Below are 19,931 nucleotides of genomic sequence, written 5' to 3' on the forward strand. Positions count from 1 at the left end.
TGGTGTAAGAACTTCCTTACATACCAGCTTGCCACTTTGGCTTGCGGCTGACGCTTAGCGAATCTATTTGTGCCAATGCGGCCTGAAGCGCCCTTGCGCCGGTGTCCTGCAGTTCTCCACCAACGGTGTAAGCGATCTGTGTGTCAGTCGGCGCCCAGGAAAGTACAGCCCTTGGAGTTGCGACGGATATGATGAAAAATGCAAACATCACATCCAAGCAACAAGAGGGCACATGGCCATGCCGGAGGAAAACAGGAGAGGCGGGGTTTCGTCCATCAGCGCCGGCATTGACGGCGCGGCGGTATCCATCCCCACGACCTTGGGGGCTACCGTCATCGTCTACGGGAGCATAGGGCCGCAGTTCCTGGGACTGGGTGTGCTGGCGGGCTGCCTGGCCATCGTGCTGATGCACGCGCTGACCGCCGGATCGCGGCGGCCCGTGGTGTTCGCCGCGCGTTTTTTCGAAGCCGCTACGCTGGCAGCGATGGTGCAGCAGGTGGCTGCGCACGCCCCTTCCCTGGGACTGCCCGCCACACCTGAGGTACGGCTGGCCTTGGCAATATCGATGGCGACGTTGGCTGGCGTGGTGGTGGGCCTGCTGTGGCTGGCACGCGCCGAAAGGTTCGCCCGCTTCATTCCCGCCCCGGTCTACCTCGGATTCAGCAACAGCATCTCCGTGGCCCTGCTGATCAGCCAATCCAAGGCCATCCATGAACAGTCCAGCGGGTTTACCTACTGGCCTGCCGTGCTCATTGCGGTGGGGGTGTTCCTGTCTGCGGTGACCCTGCGGCGCTTCAGGCCGCGCTGGCCAGCAACTGCCGGTGCGCTGGTGGCGGGCGCCTTGCTGGCAGCCATGCTGGGCACGCCAGAAACCCCCATCCCCAAGTTGATGCAGGGCGCCACCTGGACGCTGCCCATTGCCCAGGCCCAGATGGCGAACCTGTGGGCGCCCGGCGTGCAGTCCGGCAGCCTGCTGTTGCTGCTGCTGCAGAACGGCCTCATCCTGGGGGTGCTGCTCTTTTTGAACACGGTGGTGACGGGCCAGATGCTCGCGCAGAAGGACGACCGCCAGCGGCTGCGCGCCAAGGACAAGGTGCTGCAATCCTGCGCGATGACGCTGTCCGGCCTGGCAGGCGCCCCGCCCATGTCCGGCTCACCCAATGTGGCACAGGCGGCCACGCGCAGTTCGCGGCTGAATGCCTCCTTGCTGCTCACCATGGCAGGGGCCACCGCCCTGCTCTATGCCAGCCAGGCCCTGGCGTGGGTGCCCCTGTCGGCACTGGTGGGCACCTTCCTGTTTGACGCCTGGCTCATGTGGGACCGCCCTTCGGCCCGCAACCTGCTCCAGTGGCTGCGGCACCGCAAGGTGTCGGCACATGCCATGGAGGACCTGGTGGTGATTCTGTGCGTGATGGCGGCTTCGCTGCTCATCAACATGGTGGCGGCGCTCTTCGTGGGGCTGGTGCTGGGCTTGCTGCTGCACGCCCACCGCAACACGCGCAAGCCCGTGCAACGCGTGCTCACCGGCAGGCAGCTCAGCTCCAACTGCGCACGCTCGCGCGGCGAGCTGGAACTGCTGGCCCGGCACGCCGACGGCATCCGCGTCTTCGAGCTGGACAGCAACCAGTTCTTCGTTTCGGCGGAGCAACTCAACGCCAGCGTGCGCGCGCAACTGGCGGGCAGCGAGGTGGCCATTCTGGACTGGTCGGGTGTGCGCAGCATAGACACCAGCCTGGCGCAGATGGTGCAGCGGCTGGAAACCCATGCGCGCTCCAACGGCGTCAAGGTGGTTCACGCGGGCACCCAGCTGCAGGACGAGACCGTGCACGAGATACTGGCCCAGCACCTGGGCGCCGCGCAATGGGCGCCTGACCTGGACCGAGCCCTGGAGTGGGCCGAAAACCACTTGATCCACACCTACGGCGAAGAACTGCCGAAGGACGAGGAGTCGGCCCTGGAGGCCGCCAGCCTGCTGCGGCAGCTGTCACAACCGGAACAAGCAGTCGTACTGCAGCATATGGAGTACGCCGACTTCGGGCCGGGCGAGCCCCTGGTGCGCAAAGGTGACCCGAGCGACTGCATCCTGCTCATCCTGCAAGGCACGGGCAGTGTGATCATGCCGGTGGACGGCCAGCAGCCGGTGCGGCTGGCTGGGGTGCGCAGCGGCACGCTGGTGGGTGAAGTCGGCTTCCTGGACGGCGCCAGCCGCTCCGCCACCGTGGTGGCCGAGACCCCCATGCGCGCCGCCGTGCTCAAGCGCGAGGCATTCGACCGCCTGGCGCACAATCACCCCCGTATCGTGCAACGGCTGCTCACCAACATGTCGCTGGACCTGGCCTCGCGCCTGCGCAAGGTCAGCGTGCAAGCGGCGGCGCGCAATCACAATGGCATGCCGGGGCCCGCCAAGACCGGCCCCCGACGCTCCTGACACAACTTTTCATGACGACACTTCCCGACCAGGCCACCCCCCCAGTTCTCTCCATCAAGGACAGCGTGGCCACCCTGTGGATCAACCGCCCCGAAAAACGCAACCGCCTGCAACCGGAAGACCTGCGCGAGATCATCGCCCACTGCGAGCGCATTGATGCAGACCCTTCTGTGCGCGTGGTGGTGCTCACCGCCAACACGGCTGGGCAGCCGCGCCCGGTGTTTTGCGCCGGTTACGACGTGGGTGGTTTCGAGGGCGAAGGCCAGGACACTCAGCTGTTCGAGCAGACCGTGGAAGCCCTGGCCGCCCTGCGCCCGGTGCTGATAGGCGCACTCAATGGCAGCGTCTATGGCGGCGCCACCGACATGGCACTGGCCTGCGACCTGCGCGTGGGCCTGAGCGGCAGCGAATTCCGCATGCCTGCCGCCGCGCTGGGCCTGCATTACTACCCCAGCGGGCTGCGCCGCTACGTGGCCAACTTCGGCATCAACGCGGCGCGCCGCGCCTTCCTGACGGCGCGCCCCATGCCCGTGGAAGAACTGCTGGACCTGGGCGTGCTGATGGAGGTGGCGGACACCGAGCACTTCCTGCCCACGGTGGCGGCCCTGGTGGCCGACGTGTCGCGGCTGGCACCGCTGGCAGCGCAGGCCACCAAACGCTCGCTCAGCGACATTACCAACGGCCTGTACGACGCCGAGCAGCTGTACCAGCGGCAAGCCATGACCCTGCGAAGCCAGGACTTTGCCGAAGGGCGCCGGGCCTTTGCCGAGCGCCGCCCCCCGGTGTTCCACGGCCGCTGACCTTCCACCAGCCACGGCGATTTCGGCAGCGCGTGGGCGCGCTGCCCGATACGGGTTAAATTCGCAGGCTATGAAACGTTCGACGGTTATCGCCGCGCTGGCCCTGGGCCTGCTCGGCCTTGCACAGGGAGTGCACGCACAGGCCACCCGCCAGGTGCCGCAAGACACGCTGGCCCAGCGCCTGGCCGCCTGCACCTTCTGCCATGGCGACCAGGGCCGCGCCGGCCCCGATGGCTACTACCCCCGGCTGGCGGGCAAACCTGCCGCCTACCTTTACCACCAGCTGCTCAACTTCCAGCAGGGCCGCCGCCAGTACCGGCCCATGACGACACTGTTGCTGCACCAGGAAGACGCCTACCTGCGCGACATGGCCGAGCACTTTGCCGCGCAGAAGGTGCCCTACCCGGCGCCCGTGCCTGCCACGCTCGCCCCCGCCCAGGCAGAACGCGCCCGCCAACTGGTGCTGCACGGGGACGCCCAGCGCCAGGTACCGGCCTGCGTGGCCTGCCATGGCACCGCCCTGATGGGCACCCTGCCCGCCACCCCGGGCCTGCTCGGGCTCCCGCGCGACTACCTCAACGCCCAGCTGGGTGCCTGGCGCAACGGCCTGCGCCGCGCCCACGCCCCGGACTGCATGGGTGACATCGCCCGGCGCCTCGCCCCCGAGGACATTGCCACGCTGAGTGCCTGGCTGTCGTCACAGCCCGCGCCCGTGCTGGCCCAACTGCCACCCACCGCCACGCCCGCCCCCATGCAGTGTGGCAGCGCGCACTGAGTGCACATTGAGCGCGCCTTCACCCGCACACCCTGCACAAGATCCCTCGACACATGCCTGCCACCAATTCCCCCGCCAACACCGGCCGCCTGCGCTGGCTGTGGTGGCTGTTTCCCCTGGCCCTGGCCGCGCTGACAGCCTGGGTTTTCTGGCCCGCAAAACCCATTGCCGTGTCTGCACAAGCCGCAAGCCAGACGCCCGCCGACGCGGCACTGATCGAGCGCGGCCGCTACCTGGCCACGCTGGGCAACTGCCAGGGTTGCCACAGCCTGCCCGGCCAACCGCCCTACGCAGGGGGTACGGCTGTGCCCACCCCGTTCGGCACCGTCTATGGCCCCAACCTAACCCCCAGCGCACAGGGCCTGGGTGGATGGTCAGCCAGCGATTTCTGGCGCGCCCTGCACTTCGGTCAGGCACCCGGCGGCCGCTGGCTCAGCCCAGCGTTCCCGTACACCAACACCACCCATGTGAGCCGGGAAGACAGCGACGCGCTGTTCGCCTTCCTGCAGACCCTGCCGCCTGATGACACCCCCAGCCGCCCCAGTGAGCTGCGTTGGCCGTACAACACGCAAGCCGCCCTGAAGGTGTGGCGGGCGCTCTACTTCAAGCCCGCCGCTGAACAGGCCAGCGCCCCCGGTCATACGGACGAGATCGCCCGCGGGCGCTACCTGGTGCAGGGCCTGGGCCATTGCAGCGCCTGCCACGCCCCGCGAGACGGCTGGGGCGGCGCGCGCGACGCACTGGCCCTCACTGGCGGCACACTGCCTTCCGGGTGGTACGCCCCTTCGCTGCACGACACCGGTGAAGCCGGCGTTCAGGGCTGGGCACTGGAAGATGTGGTGCGCCTGCTGGGCCAAGGCCGCAGCGGCAGCCACGTGGCATCTGGTCCCATGGCCGAAGTGGTGGCGCTGAGCATGCGGCACTGGCAAGCCGAAGACCTGCGGGCCGTGGCCGCCTACCTGGCAGGCCTGCCCACCCTTGCACGCCCTCAGACCAGCCGCCCTGCCGCCGCAAACAATGCCACCCTGGGCGCCCGGCTCTACGACAAGCACTGCGCCAGCTGCCATGGCGAACAGGGCCAGGGCTTCCAGCTTGCCAACGGGCAGATGGGCTATCCCGCGCTGGCGGGCAACCGCACGGTGACCATGGACTCGCCCGCGAACCTGGCGCAGATCGTCATGGACGGCGGCTTCGGCCTGGCCACCCCGGACCTGCCCCGCCCCTTCGGCATGCCCCCCTTCCTGCTGGAGCTGGACGACACCGCCCTGGCCGCGCTGCTCACGCACCTGCGGTCCAGCTGGGGCCACCAATCCTCGCCCGTGACCGAACTGGACATCCACCGCCTCAGGAGCGACCATGGACGCTGAACTCTGGGTCGTCTGCCTGTGCGCGCAGTGGTGCCACATCTGCCGCGACCTCGCACCCGAGTTCGCCCAGTTGCGCGACACCCACCCCGGCGTGCGCTGGCACTGGGTGGACATCGAGGACGACGAACACCTGCTGGGTGACCTGGACGTGGACACCTTCCCCACCTACCTGATCGCCGCCGACGAAGGCGTACGGCTCTTCGCCCCCGGCCCCAACAAGGCCGACGCTCTGGCGCATTTCGTGCGGCCCTTCGCCAGCGGAAAAGTCGCCGCACGGGCGCACGACCCAGCCGTCTGGCAGGCCTTCCAGGCCATCAAGGCACAAGCCACCCGCCCATGAACACCTCCCGCCACACCGCCCCCATCCCCCTGCCGGGCCATCGCGCCCCGGCCAGCGGCTTTGAAGCCCCGTTCGAGATGCTGGCCGCCTGCCACGAACGCGTGGAGCGAATGCTTGGCCTGTTGCAACGCCTGCGCGCGCATTTGCACACGCACGGGCGGGACACCGACGCCAGCACCGCCGCGCGTGACGTGATGCGCTACTTCGACCAGGCCGCCCCGCTGCACCACCAGGACGAGGAGCTGCACGTGTTCCCCTTGACACTGGCCAGCGGCAACACCCGCGTGAAGGAGGCGACCGAACAGCTGATGCGTGACCACCGAGAGATGGAAACCCTGTGGCCGAAGGTACGCACCCTGCTGCAGGCCGTGGCCGACACCGCACAGCCCTGGCAGCCCTGGCAGCCCTGGGGGCAGGACGCAGATGCGCTGCTGGACAGCTTTGCCAACCTCTACGAACGGCACCTGCGCGACGAAGACGGCATCGTCTACCCGGACGCCAGCGCCAACATCGCCACCGAAGCCCTGCAGGCCATGAGCCAAGACATGATGGAGCGGCGCGGCGTCAAGCCTTTGACGCAGGGTTGACGGCGAACGGCCCGCTGCGCTTGCGGGCCGCCTTCTCCTTGTACATCGCGGCGTCGGCGGCGGCTATCGTCTGGTTCATCGAGTCGTGCGACAGGCGTAGCGCAGCGCCCACCGAGGCTGCCACCCGGGCTTCGGCCAGCGCGCCGCGAAGGCGGTCCTGGAGCTTCAAACTCTCCCGGGAAGAAGCCCCCGGCACCAGCACGGCAAACTCGTCACCGCCAATGCGTGCCACCACGTCCAGATCGCGGAACTGCTGGTGGATGACCCGCGCCGCCCGCTGGAGCAGCTCGTCGCCCGCTTCGTGGCCGCGCGTGTCGTTGACAGTCTTCAGATCGTCCAGATCGATCACCAGCACCAGCGCGTTCTGCACCATGCGCCTCGTGGCAGACTCCTGGTCGCGCAAGGCCAGCTCCCAACCCCGGCGGTTGCACAAGCCCGTCAGGGGGTCGGTCTCGGCCTCGTAGCGGTGGCGTTCGGCCCGGCGGCTGGCTTCTTCCGCACGGGCGTGCACCGCCAGCAACGTGCTCAGGGAGCGTGCCAGCGTGCTCACCAGCAAACGCTGCTGCTCGCCTAGCGGGGGTTGAGGCAGAGGGTCAAGCGCGCACAAAGTCCCGGCCAGCTCGCCACGCTCCTTGTAGAGCGGCAGGCCGATGTAGGCGCCAATGGGCAATGGCACCTCGCCGTTGATGGGCGCCTGTCGGTACATCTCCACCTCCTGCGCATGCTCGGCGAACATCGGCGCCTCTCCGCGCGCCATGCGCGAGCAGTAGGTGCCGCTCCAGCTGAAGATTTTTCCCGGCCGGGCGCCATAACCCTCGTCCAGGCTCCTGACCACCGTCCAGTCGTCATCGTCCAGGCGCGTGACCATCCACAGGCGGAACGGAATGAAACTGCGCAGGCAGGCCAGCACGGTTTCAAGGGCCTCGTCGGCACTACCGAATGGCAGCAGCGGCGGCGGGTTCGCAGGGGTATCCAGAGCCTGTTGGGACATGGCGTGCAAGGTGTTGATCGCGCGGGAGGGGCGCCCGGTTGCACAGGGTCAGGTCTTGTCCAGCCCCAGCAAACGAACCGCGTTGCCCTTAAGTATGCCCGGCATCACCTCAGGCTTGAAGCCCGCCACCTCGAAATCCCTCATCCAGCGCTCGGGCGTGATGAGCGGGTAGTCGCTACCGAACAACACGCGGTCTTTCAGCAGGGTGTTGGCGTACTGCACGAGCTGCTTGGGGAAGTACTTGGGGCTCCAGCCGCTCAGGTCGATCCACACGTTGGGCTTGTGCGTGGCCACGGAAAGCGCCTCGTCCTGCCAGGGGAAGCTGGGGTGCGCCATCACGATCTGCATGTCGGGGAAATCGATGGCCACGTCGTCCAGGTGCATGGGGTTGGAATACTCCAGCCGCAGGCCGCCGCCACAGCGCATGCCGCTGCCAATGCCGCTGTGCCCGGTGTGGAAGATGGCGGGCATCTTGTGGTGGTTGATGACCTCGTAGATGGGCCAGGCCATCTTGTCGTAGGGGTGGTAGCCCTGCACCGTGGGGTGGAACTTGAAGCCCTTGATGCCCTCTTCCTTGATCAGGCGTTCGGCCTCGCGCGCACCCATCTTGCCCTTGTGCGGATCGATGCTGGCGAAGGCCATCATCATGTCGCTGTTCTCGCGCGCGGCCTGGGCAATTTCTTCGTTGGGAATGCGCCTGCGGCCCAGCTTGGATTCGCTGTCCACGGTGAACATCACCAGCCCGATCTTGCGCTCGCGGTAGTAGGCCACCGTTTCGGCGATGGTGGGGCGGCGGTCGCTGCCAAAGTACTTGTCGGCAGCGCGGTCGTATTCCTCGCCGTAGTTGTCAAAGGGGTTCCAGCAGCTCACCTCGGCATGGGTGTGGATGTCGATGGCAATGAGGTCTTCGTGTTTCATGTGGGTCTCCGGTGTTGGGACTGGCAAGGCAGCCAGCCGTCAGAAAGGCAAGGGTTGGTGGGTGAGCAGCCGCTCGACGAAGGCACGCCGCGCGGCCTTGTCTTCGTCGCTGCCCTGCGCGCGGAAAAGGGATTCGGCCTGCATGTAGCTGTACAGCACAAAGGCGCGGTTGCGGCACTGCTGCTGCTCGAAACCCAGCTCGGCGAAGCTGGTTTCGATGTAGCGCAGACGCATGGCGTCCACCTCGTCCACCACGGCGCGGGCGGTGTCGTCACGGCGCGCCCATGCCCTGATGGCCAGTTCCACGGCGCCGCCCCGCTGGGCGCTGGCGCCATGGAACGGCAGGCCCGCCAGTTCGTGGATGCGTGCCTGCGCTTGCACCCCATGCCGCCCGTGCACGGCAATCACGTGCTCGGTCTGGGTCTGTTTCCAGCCTTGCAACAAGCGCTGCAGCAAGTCTTCCCGGTCGGCAAAGTGCCAGTAGAAGCTGCCGCGCGTGACCTTCAGCGTGCGCGCCAGCACGTCCACACGCACCCCTTCCACACTCTTTTCCACCAGCACGTCGGCGGCCACACGCAGCCAGTCCTGGGGTGACAAGGTGTTGCGCGAGGCGGCCCCGGCCTTCTCGGCCGGTGCGGGTGGATGGGTGCTGCCGGTGGACATGCGAAAGGATCATAGCGACGGAAGGCAGGGGCTGGGTTTACCCGGATGTTGCGTTCGAGGAAAAGCTCCAAAATGCTTCCATACAGTTTTGTATGGTAACGATCAGGACCATGCAATCCAGGGTAAACCCCTAATCGCAGAGAGAGACAAGGCACGTCAATTTAGTTATTATTTATAACTGTATCAGGACATCAACATCTTGGAAAGATCACCCGCCATGACGACCCGCCCCACCCCTCCCGCCACCGAAGCCATCCACCTCGAAATGCAGGGTGCGGTTGCGGTCATCCGCCTGCGCCGCCCGGCCAAGCGCAACGCGCTGAGCGACGGCCTCATCCTGGCCATCCGCGACGTTTTCCAGAACCTGCCGACCGAGGCGCGCGCTGCCGTCATCCACGGCGAAGGCGACCACTTCTGCGCAGGGCTGGACCTGTCTGAACTGCAGGAACGTGACGCAGGCGAAGGCGTGCACCACTCCCGCATGTGGCACAACGCACTGGATCAGGTGCAGCAAGGCCCCGTGCCGGTGATTGCCGCCATGCACGGCGCCGTGGTGGGCGGCGGGCTGGAACTGGCCAGCGCCTGCCACATCCGCGTGGCAGACGAAACCACGTTCTTTGCGCTGCCGGAAGGCACGCGCGGCATCTTCGTGGGCGGTGGCGGTGCGGTGCGCATCCCCAAGCTGATTGGCGCAGCCCGCATGACCGACATGATGCTGACCGGCCGCGTCTACAACGCCGTGGACGGCGAGCGCATCGGCCTGGCGCAGTACCTGGTACCCACGGGCACCGCGCTGGAAAAGGCGCTGGAGCTGGCCCAGCGCATTGCCACCAACGCCCCACTCACCAACTACGCGCTCATGCACGCGCTGCCGCGCATTGCCGAACAGCCGGCCGACCACGGCTTCTTCACCGAAGCGCTGATGGCATCCATTGCCCAGGCCGCTCCGGAAGCGAAAGAACGCGTGCGTGCCTTCCTGCAAGGCAAGGCCGCCAAGGTGCAAAAGGGTTGATGCCAGGCCAACGCAGAACACCCCAGGAGACACAATGAGCACCCCCACCTTCCGCCCGATGACCTTCGGCGTGACCACCGCCGTTCTGCGTGACGGCCCCACCGGCACGCACTACCTGCGCGCCGACCAGGAGCTGCAACCCTACCCTGACCGCCTGACCGACCGCCTGCGCCACTGGGCCGAAACCGCCCCCGACCGCACCTGGATGGCGCGCCGCCAGCCCACCGTAGACGCCGACGGCAAGCCCGCGCTGGGCGACTGGCGCCACATCACCTACGCCGAGGCGTGGGCCACCGCCCGCCGCATCGCCCAGGGTCTCATCAACCGTGGCCTCAACGCCGACCGCCCGGTGGCCATCCTGTCGGAAAACAGCCTGGAGCACGCCCTGCTCGCCCTGGGCTGCATGGTCGCTGGCGTGCCTTACGTGCCCACCTCGCCCGCGTACTCGCTCATCAGCACCGACTACGACAAGCTCAAGCACGTGGTGCGCACCACCACGCCCGGCATGCTGTTCGCCAGCGACGCGGCGCGCTACGGCAAGGCCTTGCGCGCCGTGGCCGGTGAAGGCGTGGAAATCGTGCTGGCCGAAGGCACACTGGACGGTCTGGACAGCACCAGCTTTGCAGACCTGATCGCCACGCCCGAGACGCCCGCCGTGGACGCGGCCATTGCCGCCACCGGGCCGGACACCATCACCAAGTTCCTCTTCACCAGCGGCTCCACCAAGCTGCCCAAGGCCGTCATCAACACCCAGCGCATGTGGTGCGCCAACCAGCAGCAGATGGTGCAGTCCATGCCTGTGCTGGCCGAACAACCCCTGGTGCTGGTGGACTGGCTGCCCTGGAACCACACCTTCGGCGGCAACCACAACTTCGGCATGGTGGTCTACCACGGCGGCACGCTGTACATCGACGACGGCAAGCCAACGCCCGCGCTGATGCACGAAACCCTGCGCAACCTGCGCGAGATTGCGCCCACCGTGTACTTCAACGTGCCCACGGGCTTCGAGGCCATTGCCAACGCCATGAAGACCGACGACCTGCTGCGCAAGACGCTGCTGTCGCGCGTGAAGATGTTCTTCTATGCCGGTGCCGCACTGGCCCAGCCCGTGTGGGACAGCCTGTACGAGAGCGAGGAGCGCGAGATCGGCCAGCGCATCGTCATGGGCACGGGCCTGGGCATGACCGAATCGGGCCCATTCGGCATCTTCGTGACCAACCCCTACGTGAAGGCGGGCGACCTGGGCCTGCCCACCCCCGGCCTGGAGCTCAAGCTGGTGGACATGGACGGCAAGACCGAGGTTCGCTACAAGGGCCCCAACATCACCCCCGGCTACTGGCGTGCCCCGCAGGACACCGCCGACGCCTTTGACGAAGAAGGCTTCTTCAAGACGGGTGACGCGGTCAAGTGGATCGACGAGACCGACATTCACCTGGGCCTGAAGTTCGACGGCCGCATCGCGGAAGACTTCAAGCTCGCCACCGGCACCTTCGTGAGCGTGGGCCCGCTGCGCGCCAAGATCATCGCGGCGGGTGCCCCGTACATCCAGGACGTGGTGCTGACCGGCCTGAACCTGAAAGAAGTCGGAGCCATGGTGTTCCCCACGCCCAAGGTGCGCGAACTGGCGGGCCTGCCTGCCGACGCGTCGCTGCACGACGTGCTGGAGAGCGCCCCGGTGCTGGCCCACTTCCAGACCGTGGTGAACGAACTGGCCAAGACCGCCACCGGCAGCGCCAACCGCATCGCCCGCCTGTGCCTGCTGGCTGACGCACCCACCATCGACCGTGGCGAGATCACCGACAAGGGCTCCATCAACCAGCGCGCCGTGCTCACGCACCGTGCCGACACCGTGGCCGCCCTGCACGAGGACCGCCTGCACCACATCCTCAAGCCCCAGGCGCACTGAAAGCGGAGCACCCCCATGGCCAACAAAGGTTTCTTCAGCGCGTTCGACGACGTGTGGATGCTCGACGGGGTGCGCACGCCCCTCGTGGACTACTGCGGCGCGCTCGGGCATATTTCTCCCACCGACCTGGGCATCAAGGCCGCACGCGCGGTGCTCGAACGCGCGGGTGTGCCCGGCGACCACATCGGCTCGGTGGTCACAGGCAACATGGCCCCTGGCGACTTCGACCAGTTCTTCCTGCCGCGCCATATTGGCCTGTACGCCGGGGTGCCGGTGGAAGTACCCGCCATCATGGCGCAGCGCATCTGCGGCACGGGCTTCGAGCTGTTCCGCCAGGCGGGTGAACACATCCAGGGCGGTGCCTGCGACGCCGCGCTGGTGGTGGGCACCGAGAGCATGACGCGCAACCCCATCGCTGCCTTCGACCACCGCACCGGCTTCAAGCTGGGCGCGCCCGTGGGCTTCAAGGACTACATGTGGGAAGCGCTGAAGGACCCGGCAGCTGGCATCAACATGATCCAGACCGCCGAGAACCTGGCAAAGAAATACGGCATCACCCGCGAGGCAGTGGACGAATTCGCCAGCGCCTCCTTCGCCAAGGCCGTGGCCGCGCAGGAAAGCGGCTTTCTGGCGGGCGAGATCGTGCCCGTGGTGAGCGAGAAGTTTGAACTGGAAGGCTACAAGCCGCGCGGCATCAAGCTGCAGGGCAAGCTGACCGAGGTGAGCACCGACACGCACCCGCGCCTGTCGCCGGTGGAGGTGCTGGCCAAGCTCAAGCCGGTGTTTGAAGGCGGTGTGCAGACCGGCGGCAACAGTTCCGCGCTGGTGGACGCCGCCGCAGCAGCCGTGGTGGCGTCTGGCGCCTATGCCAAGGCGCACGGGAAAAAGCCGCTGGGCCGTGTGGTGGCTGCCGCTGCCGTGGGCGTGCCGCCCGAGATCATGGGCATCGGCCCGGCACCTGCCATCCGCCTGCTGCTGGAACGCACCGGCCTGAAGCTGGACGACATTGCCCGCTTCGAGGTGAACGAGGCCCAGGGCGCACAGACCCTGGCCGTGGCGCGCGAACTGGGCATGGACCTGGCCCGTCTGAACGTCAACGGCGGCGCCATTGCCCTGGGCCACCCGCTGGCCTGCACCGGCGTGCGCCTGACCATCACCCTGGCGCGCGAACTGCGCCGCAGCCAGCAACGCTGGGGCATCTCCAGCGCGTGCGTGGGCGGCGGCCAAGGCATTGCACTGCTGATCGAGAACCCTCTTTAAACACAGAACACCATGAACATCCAAGGACAGGCAGCACTGGTCACTGGCGGCGGCTCCGGCCTGGGCGAAGCCACGGCACGTGAACTGGCTCGCCAGGGCGCCAAGGTCGCCGTGCTCGACATCAACCTGGCCAACGCCGAGCGCGTGGCTGGCGACATCAACACCGCCCACGGCGCAGGCACGGCCATCGCCCTGCAATGCGACGTGACCAACGGCGACAGCGTGCAGGCTGCCATCAGCACCGCCGCGGCCACACATGGCACGGCGCGCATCCTCATGCAGATCGCGGGCATCGGCAGCGCCAAGCGAGTCATTGGCAAGGACGGCAGCCCCGCCCCGCTGGAAGACTTCGCGCGTGTGGTGAATGTCAACCTTATCGGCACCTACAACGTGGCACGCCTGTTTGCAGCAGCCTGTGCCAAGGCCGAGCCCATGGCCGACGGCGAACGTGGCGCCATGGTGTTCACCGCCTCGGTGGCGGCGTTCGACGGCCAGGTGGGCCAGCAGGCCTACAGCGCCTCCAAGGGTGGCGTGGTGGGCATGACCCTGCCCATGGCGCGCGACCTGGCGCAGCACGGCATCCGTGTTTGCACCGTGGCCCCGGGCCTGTTCGCCACCCCGTTGATGAAGGAACTGCCCGAGGCAGTGCAGGAATCGCTGGCGGCCAGCATCCCCTTCCCCAAGCGCCTGGGCAAACCCGAAGAGTTCGCCGAACTGGCCTGCCACATCGTCAGCAACGGTCACCTCAACGGCGAAGTGATTCGCCTGGACGGCGCACTGCGCATGGCCCCCCGCTGAAAGAACGAGCACATGAGCAAGACCGTTGTGTACGAAGTGGAAGTGATGTTCGGCGACTGTGACCCGGCCGGCATCGTTTTCTTCCCCAATTTCTCGAAGTGGATGGACGCCTCGTCGCTGAACTTCTTCGTCAAGTGCGGCGTGCCGCCCTGGCGTGAGCTGGTCAAGACGCGCGGCATCGTCGGCACGCCCCTGCTGGAGATCCACACCAAGTTCATGCGCCCGGCCACCTACGGCGAACGGTTGCAGGTGCACACCAGCGTCATCGAATGGCGCGACAAGGTATTCATCCACAAGCACGTCGTCAAGCGTGGTGATGAAGTGCTGTGCGAAGGCACCGAGACGCGCGCCTTCGTCGTGCATCCGCCCGAGAACCCAGACCGCATCAAGGCCATTCCCGTGCCCGAGGACATCAAGGCCTTGTGCACCTGAGCTGCGAACCGCCCACACAGGAGACGACGGATGTATTACGAGCCCGGTGTCACGCCTCACGGCCTGCCGCACGACCCCTTCAAATCGTGCGTCGTACCTCGGCCCATCGGCTGGATTTCGACCGTTGACGCGCAGGGTTGCCACAACCTGGCGCCCTACAGCCAGTTCCAGAACGTCACCTTCGACCCGCCCATCGTCATGTTCAGCGCCAACCAGACCACCCGTGGTCAGCGCAAGGACTCGGTGCAGAACGCCGAACAGACGGGCGAATTCGTGTGGAACATGGCGACCTACGACCTGCGCGAGGCGGTCAACATCTCGGCCGAGGAAGTGCCTCCGGGCATCGACGAGTTTGAACGCGCCGGCCTTGAAAAACTGCCCAGCCGCCTGGTCAGGCCCATGCGCGTCAAGGGCTCGCCCATCCAGTTCGAGTGCGTCTACCTCAACACGCTGCGCTTCCCGGGCTCGCACACCATGGGCACTGCCGACGTGGTGTTCGGCCGCGTGGTGGCCATCCACATCGACGACGAAGTCATCGGCCCCGACGGGCTCGTGGACGTCCTCAAGATCAGGCCCCTGGCGCGCATGGGCTACTACGACTACACCTACGTGGACAACAAGTTCCAGATGGTGATTCCCGGCAACAGCCAGGCCCTTCTGGCCGGGCTGGAAGGCTCGCCCGACAAGGCCAGCAAGACATACCCAGAGGCGTGACAACGCCCACCCCATTCCATTTTTTCTTCACCACCCACCAAGGAGACACCATGAAACTGAAGAAAACCCTGCTGGCCGTTGCCCTGACGGCCCTCACCGCCACAGCCGCACAGGCAGACATCAAGATCGGCGTGAGCCTGGCGCTCACCGGCCCCGGCTCCGGCCTGGGCATTCCCATGCAGAACCAGTTCAAGCTGTTCCCGCAGACCATCGGCGGCGAAAAGGTCCAGCTCATCATCCTTGACGACGCCACCGACCCCGGCAAGGGTGCCGCCAACGCGCGCCGCTTCGTCACCGAAGACAAGGTGGACCTGATCATCGGTTCGTGCATCACCGCCGTGGCCGCCGCCATGACCGACATCGCCTCTGAGGCGGGCACCGTGCAGCTGGCTGGCTCGCCCGTGGGCGTGCCCCCCGGCAAAGACAAGTGGCTGTTCCGCCTGCCGCAATCCAACACCGTGATGGGCTTTGCCGTGGTGGAACACATGGTCAAGCAGGGCGTGAAGACGCTGGGCTTCCTGGGTTACACCGACGCCTACGGCGAGCAGTGGCTCAGGGAAATCCAGCCGCTGCTGGACAACGCTGGCATCAAGCTGGTGGCCACCGAGCGCTTTGCCCGCACCGACACCAGCGTCACCCCGCAGGCCCTCAAGCTCAGCTCGGCCAACCCCGACGCGGTGCTGATCGTGGCTTCGGGCAGCGGCGCCGCCATGCCCCACATGGCCATGGTGGACCGTGGTTACAAAGGCAAGATCTACCAGACGCACGCCGCCGCCACCCAGGACCTGATGCGCGTGGGTGGCAAGGCCGTGGAAGGCGCCTTCGTGGTGTCCGGCCCGGCCGTGATCGCCGAGCAGCTCCCAGACAAGCACCCCTCCAAGCCGGTGGCCGTGGACTTCGTGCAGAAATACGAGAAGGCCTACGGCCCCAACTCGCGCAACCAGTTCGCAGGCCACGCCTACGACGCGCAAGTGGTGCTGGAAAAAGTGGTGCCCATGGCACTGAAGAAGGCCAAGCCCGGCACGCCCGAGTTCCGCGCCGCGCTGCGCGACAGCATGGAAACCATGGGCCGCACGGTGTTCTCGCACGGCGTGATGAACTGGAAGCCCACCGACCACTGGGGCTACACCATGGAAACGGGCGTGATGCTCAAGGTCGTGGACGGCAAGTTCAAGGTCGAACAGTAATCCACCGCATCCAGCCCGGCCGCGCCGGGCTCGCCTGTGCCCTGGCGGCCAGGTGTGAACGGCGCGGCTTTCTTTTGTCCTGAAAAGACCCAAGGCCACCCCATGGACTCCACGATCGCCAGCATTCTCTTGCTGGACGGCCTGACCAACGGTGCCGTGTACGCCCTGCTGGGCCTCGCGACGGTGCTCGTCTTCACCGTCACGCGCATCATCTTCATTCCGCAAGGTGAGTTCGTTGCCTATGGCGCGCTCACACTTGCCCTGTTCCAGGCTGGCAAGGTGCCAGGCACAGTGTGGCTGCTGCTCCTGCTGGCCAGCGTGGCCGCCGTCATGGAACTGACCACGCGCTGGCGGCACCACCGCAGCGCCACCATCGCCGTCAAAGCCGCGCTCAAGACCCTGGCCATGCCAGTCGTGGTCAGCCTGGTGGCCATCTGGGCCGCGCCGCAGCAGTTCCCGCTGCTGGTGCAGGCGGCGCTCAGCGTTGTCATCGTCACCGTCTACGGCCCGCTGGTGTACCGCGTGGCCTACCAGTCGCTGGAAAGCGCCACGCCGCTGGTGCTGCTCATTGTGTCGGTGGGCGTGCACTTCGCCATGACCGGCCTGGGCCTGCTGTTCTTCGGCGCCGAAGGCTTCCGCAACCCAGCTTTCTGGGATCTACGCCTGAACGTCGGGCCCGTCATGCTGTCGGGGCAGACCATCATCATCGGCCTGGCAACCGTGGCACTCATCGTGCTGTTGTGGCTGTACTTTGAAAAGTCCCTTCGCGGCAAGGCCTTGCGCGCCACTGCCGTGAACCGCACCGGCGCGCGGCTCATGGGCATCTCCACCCACGCCTCGGGGCAGCTCACCTTCACTATGGCGGCCTTCATCGGTGCGCTGTCGGGCCTGCTCATCGGCCCCACCACCACCGTGTTCTACGACTCGGGCTTCCTCATCGGCCTCAAGGGCTTCGTGGCCGCAGTGGCCGCAGGCCTGTCCAGCTACCCCGGCGCCCTGGTGGCGGCCCTGTTCGTCGGCGCGATCGAATCCTTCGGCTCCTTCTGGGCCAGTGCCTTCAAGGAAGTGATCGTGTTCACCCTGATTCTGCCCGTGCTGCTGGTGCGCTCGCTGAGCAGCGGCCACTCCGACGAGGACCACTGAAATGAAACTGCCCCCACGCTCACTTTGTTCGCTGCCCCCCGAGGGGGCTTCAGTCTCCTTGAGACGGCTCGGCGGAGACTGACATGCAACTCAGCCCCAAGAACATGGGCCTGCTGGCCCTGGCTGCCGCCGTGCCGCTCATCGCGGTGCTGCCCCTGCCCGACTTCTGGATCACCCAGCTCAACTACATCGGCATGTACGCCATGACGGCGCTGGGCCTGGTGCTGCTCACCGGTGTGGGCGGGCTCACCTCTTTCGGGCAGGCGGCCTTCGTCGGCATTGGCGCCTACACCTCTGCCTGGATGACGCTCAACCTCGGCCTCTCCCCCTGGGTCACGCTGTTCATCGGCCTGGGCTTCACGGCGCTCAGTGCGCTGATCGTGGGCGTCATCACGCTGCGCATGTCGGGCCACTACCTGCCGCTGGCCACCATCGCCTGGGGCTTGTCGCTGTACTACCTCATGGGCAACCTCGATGCTCTGGGCAAGTACGACGGTCTGTTGGGTATCCAGAGCCTGAGCATCGGCGGCTTCGACATCGGCCAGGGCCGCGCCTTCTTCGTGCTCACCTGGGCATTGCTGATCGCCTTTGCGGCTGCCCTGCTGCACCTGCTCGACTCCCGCGCTGGCCGCGCCATCCGCTCGCTCAAGGGCGGCTCGCAAATGGCCGAGGCCATGGGCATCAGCACCTTCCGCTACAAGGTCACCATCTTCGTGCTGGCAGCGCTGTTTGCGTCGGTGGCGGGCTGGCTGCTGGCGCACTTCCAGCGCACGGTCAACCCCTCGGCCTTCGGCCTGAAGATGGGCATCGAATACCTCTTCATGGCCGTGGTGGGCGGCGTGGGCCACGTGTGGGGTGCCTTCATGGGCGCGGGCCTCATCAAGCTCATGGACGACCAGCTGCAGGTGCTGCTGCCCAAGCTCATCGGCACCAGCGGCAGTTACGAGGTCATCGTCTTCGGCGTGATGCTGGTGCTGGTGCTCAAGTACCTGCCCGACGGCCTGTGGTCCATGGTTGAAAAGAAACTGCCGCGCCGCCCCCGCGCCGTGGACTGGGCCAACGCCGCCACCCTGCCTGAGCGCAGCAAGCCCGCACACGGCGAACTGGTACTGGACGTGAACAAGATCCGCAAGCAGTTCGGTGGCCTGGTTGCCGTCAACGACATCAGCTTCCAGATCCACGCCGGACAGATCGTCGGCCTGATCGGCCCCAACGGTGCGGGCAAGTCCACCACCTTCAACCTGGTCACGGGCGTGTTGTCACTCACCAGTGGTGAGGTGACCTACCGGGGCGAACGCATCAGCGGCCTGGCCTCGCGCGAAATTTCCCGCAAAGGCATGGCGCGCACCTTCCAGCACGTCAAGATGATCCCCGATATGACCGTGCTGGAAAACGTGGCCCTGGGTGCCCACACCCGTGGCAGCAAGGGCGTGGCGTCTGCCATGCTCCGCACCAACAGCGACGAGGAACGCCGCCTGTTCAAGGAAGCGCAACGCCAGCTGGAGCGCATTGGCATGGGCGACTACCTGCACGAGCAGGCTGGCAACCTGGCCATGGGCCCGCAGCGCCTGATGGAAATTGCCCGCGCGCTGTGCGCCGACCCGGCCCTGCTGCTGCTGGACGAACCCGCCGCCGGCCTGCGCCACAAGGAAAAGCAGGCCCTGGCCGCCGTGCTGCGCCAGCTCAAGGGCGAAGGCATGAGCATCCTGCTCGTGGAACACGACATGGACCTCGTCATGCAGATCTGCGACCACCTGGTGGTGATGGAGTTCGGCACCCTGCTCACACAGGGCACCCCCGAACACGTTCAGCAAGACCCGAAAGTGCGCGCCGCCTACCTGGGCACCGAACATTGACAAGGCTAAAGACATGACCACTCCCCTGCTCCAGGTCCGCAACCTGCGTGCCGGTTACGGCAAGGCCGAGGTGCTGCACGGTATCGACCTGAGCGCCGCCAAAGGCAGCGTCATCACCGTGATCGGCCCCAACGGCGCGGGCAAATCCACCTTGCTCAACACGCTCATGGGCATATTGCCCGGCAAGGGCACCATCGAATTCGGCGGCCAGGACATTGGCACGCTCACGCTGGAAGAGCGTGTGATGGCGGGCATTGCCTTGGTGCCCGAAAAGCGTGAACTCTTCGGCACCATGCCGGTGGAAGACAACCTGCTGCTCGGCGGCTTCCGGCAGATGCGCATGGGCAACGCCCAGTGGCGCGCCCGGCTGGACGACGTGTACAACCTTTTCCCGCGCCTGAAGGAGCGCCGCGTCCAGCTGGCGGGCACCCTCTCTGGCGGTGAACGGCAGATGCTGGCGGTGGGCCGCGCGCTCATGGCGCGCCCCGACCTCCTCATGCTCGACGAACCCAGCCTGGGCCTGGCCCCGCTGATCGTCAAGGAAATCTTCTCCATCATCCACACACTGCGCCAGACCGGCGTGACCATTGTGCTGGTGGAGCAGAACGCCCGCGCGGCGCTGCAGGTGGCCGACCACGGCTACGTCCTGGAAATGGGCGAACTCGGCGCACAGGGCCCGGCCAGCGAACTGGCCAACGACCCACGCGTGATCGAGACCTACCTCGGTACCGCCAGAAAACAAGACTGACTCCTG

Annotated in this window: 19 protein-coding genes; 16 read left to right on the forward strand and 3 right to left on the reverse strand. The window is 66.6% G+C overall.

Features of this window, described 5'->3' with window-relative positions; genetic code table 11:
* The first annotated feature begins 232 nt into the window (after nucleotides 1–232).
* The 6 genes from ACYVHH_RS10605 (at nucleotide 233) to ACYVHH_RS10630 (ending at nucleotide 6,297) form a co-directional block, all read left to right on the forward strand.
* Complete coding sequence (locus ACYVHH_RS10605) at nucleotides 233–2,428, forward strand: cyclic nucleotide-binding domain-containing protein (RefSeq protein WP_460565109.1); 2,196 nt, start codon at nucleotides 233–235, stop codon at nucleotides 2,426–2,428.
* An 11-nt stretch (nucleotides 2,429–2,439) separates the two neighbouring features.
* A complete protein-coding gene (locus ACYVHH_RS10610) occupies nucleotides 2,440–3,228 on the forward strand; it encodes an enoyl-CoA hydratase/isomerase family protein (protein WP_460565110.1) in 789 nt (262 codons plus the stop codon).
* Between the two features lie 70 nt (nucleotides 3,229–3,298).
* The gene (locus ACYVHH_RS10615) at nucleotides 3,299–4,003 is read left to right on the forward strand and encodes a c-type cytochrome (protein ID WP_460565111.1); all 705 of its coding nucleotides are present in this window, start codon (nucleotides 3,299–3,301) and stop codon (nucleotides 4,001–4,003) included.
* Nucleotides 4,004–4,056: 53 nt separating this feature from the next.
* Nucleotides 4,057–5,370, forward strand: coding sequence for a c-type cytochrome (locus ACYVHH_RS10620; RefSeq protein WP_460565112.1), 1,314 nt, complete (start codon nucleotides 4,057–4,059; stop codon nucleotides 5,368–5,370).
* Nucleotides 5,360–5,710 (forward strand): thioredoxin family protein, encoded by a 351-nt coding sequence (locus ACYVHH_RS10625; RefSeq protein ID WP_460565113.1) that lies wholly within the window; start codon nucleotides 5,360–5,362, stop codon nucleotides 5,708–5,710. Before ACYVHH_RS10620 ends, ACYVHH_RS10625 begins: the two co-directional genes overlap by 11 nt.
* Nucleotides 5,707–6,297, forward strand: a complete 591-nt coding sequence (locus ACYVHH_RS10630; RefSeq protein ID WP_460565114.1) for a hemerythrin domain-containing protein — start codon at nucleotides 5,707–5,709, stop codon at nucleotides 6,295–6,297. Before ACYVHH_RS10625 ends, ACYVHH_RS10630 begins: the two co-directional genes overlap by 4 nt.
* Here the strand turns inward: ACYVHH_RS10630 and ACYVHH_RS10635 are convergent.
* The 3 genes from ACYVHH_RS10635 to ACYVHH_RS10645 are packed head-to-tail and all read right to left on the reverse strand — an operon-like array spanning nucleotide 6,275 to nucleotide 8,869.
* Nucleotides 6,275–7,288 (reverse strand): GGDEF domain-containing protein, encoded by a 1,014-nt coding sequence (locus tag ACYVHH_RS10635; protein ID WP_460565115.1) that lies wholly within the window; start codon nucleotides 7,286–7,288, stop codon nucleotides 6,275–6,277. The genes ACYVHH_RS10630 and ACYVHH_RS10635 overlap by 23 nt on opposite strands.
* 48 nt (nucleotides 7,289–7,336) lie before the next feature.
* Nucleotides 7,337–8,206, reverse strand: coding sequence for an amidohydrolase family protein (locus ACYVHH_RS10640; RefSeq protein ID WP_460565116.1), 870 nt, complete (start codon nucleotides 8,204–8,206; stop codon nucleotides 7,337–7,339).
* Nucleotides 8,207–8,245: 39 nt separating this feature from the next.
* The gene (locus tag ACYVHH_RS10645; RefSeq protein ID WP_460565117.1) at nucleotides 8,246–8,869 is read right to left on the reverse strand and encodes a TetR/AcrR family transcriptional regulator; all 624 of its coding nucleotides are present in this window, start codon (nucleotides 8,867–8,869) and stop codon (nucleotides 8,246–8,248) included.
* A 217-nt stretch (nucleotides 8,870–9,086) separates the two neighbouring features.
* On the opposite strand from ACYVHH_RS10645, the gene ACYVHH_RS10650 reads away from it, so the two are divergent.
* The 10 genes from ACYVHH_RS10650 (at nucleotide 9,087) to ACYVHH_RS10695 (ending at nucleotide 19,925) form a co-directional block, all read left to right on the forward strand.
* Nucleotides 9,087–9,881, forward strand: coding sequence for a crotonase/enoyl-CoA hydratase family protein (locus ACYVHH_RS10650; RefSeq protein WP_460565118.1), 795 nt, complete (start codon nucleotides 9,087–9,089; stop codon nucleotides 9,879–9,881).
* Between the two features lie 34 nt (nucleotides 9,882–9,915).
* The gene (locus ACYVHH_RS10655; RefSeq protein WP_460565119.1) at nucleotides 9,916–11,787 is read left to right on the forward strand and encodes a feruloyl-CoA synthase; all 1,872 of its coding nucleotides are present in this window, start codon (nucleotides 9,916–9,918) and stop codon (nucleotides 11,785–11,787) included.
* Nucleotides 11,788–11,802: 15 nt separating this feature from the next.
* Entirely contained in the window at nucleotides 11,803–13,047 is a 1,245-nt protein-coding gene (locus tag ACYVHH_RS10660; protein WP_460565120.1) for a thiolase family protein, read from the forward strand.
* A gap of 12 nt (nucleotides 13,048–13,059) precedes the next feature.
* Complete coding sequence (locus ACYVHH_RS10665) at nucleotides 13,060–13,845, forward strand: SDR family NAD(P)-dependent oxidoreductase (RefSeq protein ID WP_460565121.1); 786 nt, start codon at nucleotides 13,060–13,062, stop codon at nucleotides 13,843–13,845.
* 12 nt (nucleotides 13,846–13,857) lie between these two features.
* A complete protein-coding gene (locus tag ACYVHH_RS10670) occupies nucleotides 13,858–14,277 on the forward strand; it encodes an acyl-CoA thioesterase (protein ID WP_460565122.1) in 420 nt (139 codons plus the stop codon).
* 30 nt (nucleotides 14,278–14,307) lie between these two features.
* The gene (locus ACYVHH_RS10675; RefSeq protein ID WP_460565123.1) at nucleotides 14,308–14,991 is read left to right on the forward strand and encodes a flavin reductase family protein; all 684 of its coding nucleotides are present in this window, start codon (nucleotides 14,308–14,310) and stop codon (nucleotides 14,989–14,991) included.
* A 50-nt stretch (nucleotides 14,992–15,041) separates the two neighbouring features.
* A complete protein-coding gene (locus ACYVHH_RS10680) occupies nucleotides 15,042–16,178 on the forward strand; it encodes an ABC transporter substrate-binding protein (protein ID WP_460565124.1) in 1,137 nt (378 codons plus the stop codon).
* 102 nt (nucleotides 16,179–16,280) lie between these two features.
* On the forward strand, nucleotides 16,281–17,321 hold the full coding sequence (locus tag ACYVHH_RS10685; RefSeq protein ID WP_460565125.1) for a branched-chain amino acid ABC transporter permease: 1,041 nt from the start codon (nucleotides 16,281–16,283) through the stop codon (nucleotides 17,319–17,321).
* An 83-nt stretch (nucleotides 17,322–17,404) separates the two neighbouring features.
* Nucleotides 17,405–19,177: a branched-chain amino acid ABC transporter ATP-binding protein/permease gene (locus ACYVHH_RS10690; RefSeq protein ID WP_460565126.1), complete on the forward strand. Its 1,773-nt coding sequence runs from the start codon at nucleotides 17,405–17,407 to the stop codon at nucleotides 19,175–19,177.
* Nucleotides 19,178–19,190: 13 nt separating this feature from the next.
* The gene (locus ACYVHH_RS10695) at nucleotides 19,191–19,925 is read left to right on the forward strand and encodes an ABC transporter ATP-binding protein (protein WP_460565127.1); all 735 of its coding nucleotides are present in this window, start codon (nucleotides 19,191–19,193) and stop codon (nucleotides 19,923–19,925) included.
* The last annotated feature ends 6 nt before the right edge of the window (nucleotides 19,926–19,931 follow it).

It is taken from the genome of Hydrogenophaga aquatica, from assembly GCF_054780915.1.

What these genes read in the sequence shown, in the direction of transcription:
- ACYVHH_RS10605 (WP_460565109.1), top strand. Translation starts at nt 233, where the DNA reads ATGGCCATGCCGGAGGAAAACAGGAGAGGCGGGGTTTCGTCCATCAGC.
- ACYVHH_RS10625 (WP_460565113.1), top strand. Translation starts at nt 5,360, where the DNA reads ATGGACGCTGAACTCTGGGTCGTCTGCCTGTGCGCGCAGTGGTGCCAC.
- ACYVHH_RS10695 (WP_460565127.1), top strand. Translation starts at nt 19,191, where the DNA reads ATGACCACTCCCCTGCTCCAGGTCCGCAACCTGCGTGCCGGTTACGGC.
- ACYVHH_RS10685 (WP_460565125.1), top strand. Translation starts at nt 16,281, where the DNA reads ATGGACTCCACGATCGCCAGCATTCTCTTGCTGGACGGCCTGACCAAC.
- ACYVHH_RS10650 (WP_460565118.1), top strand. Translation starts at nt 9,087, where the DNA reads ATGACGACCCGCCCCACCCCTCCCGCCACCGAAGCCATCCACCTCGAA.
- ACYVHH_RS10645 (WP_460565117.1), bottom strand. Translation starts at nt 8,869, where the DNA reads ATGTCCACCGGCAGCACCCATCCACCCGCACCGGCCGAGAAGGCCGGG.
- ACYVHH_RS10675 (WP_460565123.1), top strand. Translation starts at nt 14,308, where the DNA reads ATGTATTACGAGCCCGGTGTCACGCCTCACGGCCTGCCGCACGACCCC.
- ACYVHH_RS10640 (WP_460565116.1), bottom strand. Translation starts at nt 8,206, where the DNA reads ATGAAACACGAAGACCTCATTGCCATCGACATCCACACCCATGCCGAG.
- ACYVHH_RS10635 (WP_460565115.1), bottom strand. Translation starts at nt 7,288, where the DNA reads ATGTCCCAACAGGCTCTGGATACCCCTGCGAACCCGCCGCCGCTGCTG.
- ACYVHH_RS10655 (WP_460565119.1), top strand. Translation starts at nt 9,916, where the DNA reads ATGAGCACCCCCACCTTCCGCCCGATGACCTTCGGCGTGACCACCGCC.
- ACYVHH_RS10690 (WP_460565126.1), top strand. Translation starts at nt 17,405, where the DNA reads ATGCAACTCAGCCCCAAGAACATGGGCCTGCTGGCCCTGGCTGCCGCC.
- ACYVHH_RS10615 (WP_460565111.1), top strand. Translation starts at nt 3,299, where the DNA reads ATGAAACGTTCGACGGTTATCGCCGCGCTGGCCCTGGGCCTGCTCGGC.
- ACYVHH_RS10680 (WP_460565124.1), top strand. Translation starts at nt 15,042, where the DNA reads ATGAAACTGAAGAAAACCCTGCTGGCCGTTGCCCTGACGGCCCTCACC.
- ACYVHH_RS10665 (WP_460565121.1), top strand. Translation starts at nt 13,060, where the DNA reads ATGAACATCCAAGGACAGGCAGCACTGGTCACTGGCGGCGGCTCCGGC.
- ACYVHH_RS10660 (WP_460565120.1), top strand. Translation starts at nt 11,803, where the DNA reads ATGGCCAACAAAGGTTTCTTCAGCGCGTTCGACGACGTGTGGATGCTC.
- ACYVHH_RS10670 (WP_460565122.1), top strand. Translation starts at nt 13,858, where the DNA reads ATGAGCAAGACCGTTGTGTACGAAGTGGAAGTGATGTTCGGCGACTGT.
- ACYVHH_RS10620 (WP_460565112.1), top strand. Translation starts at nt 4,057, where the DNA reads ATGCCTGCCACCAATTCCCCCGCCAACACCGGCCGCCTGCGCTGGCTG.
- ACYVHH_RS10630 (WP_460565114.1), top strand. Translation starts at nt 5,707, where the DNA reads ATGAACACCTCCCGCCACACCGCCCCCATCCCCCTGCCGGGCCATCGC.
- ACYVHH_RS10610 (WP_460565110.1), top strand. Translation starts at nt 2,440, where the DNA reads ATGACGACACTTCCCGACCAGGCCACCCCCCCAGTTCTCTCCATCAAG.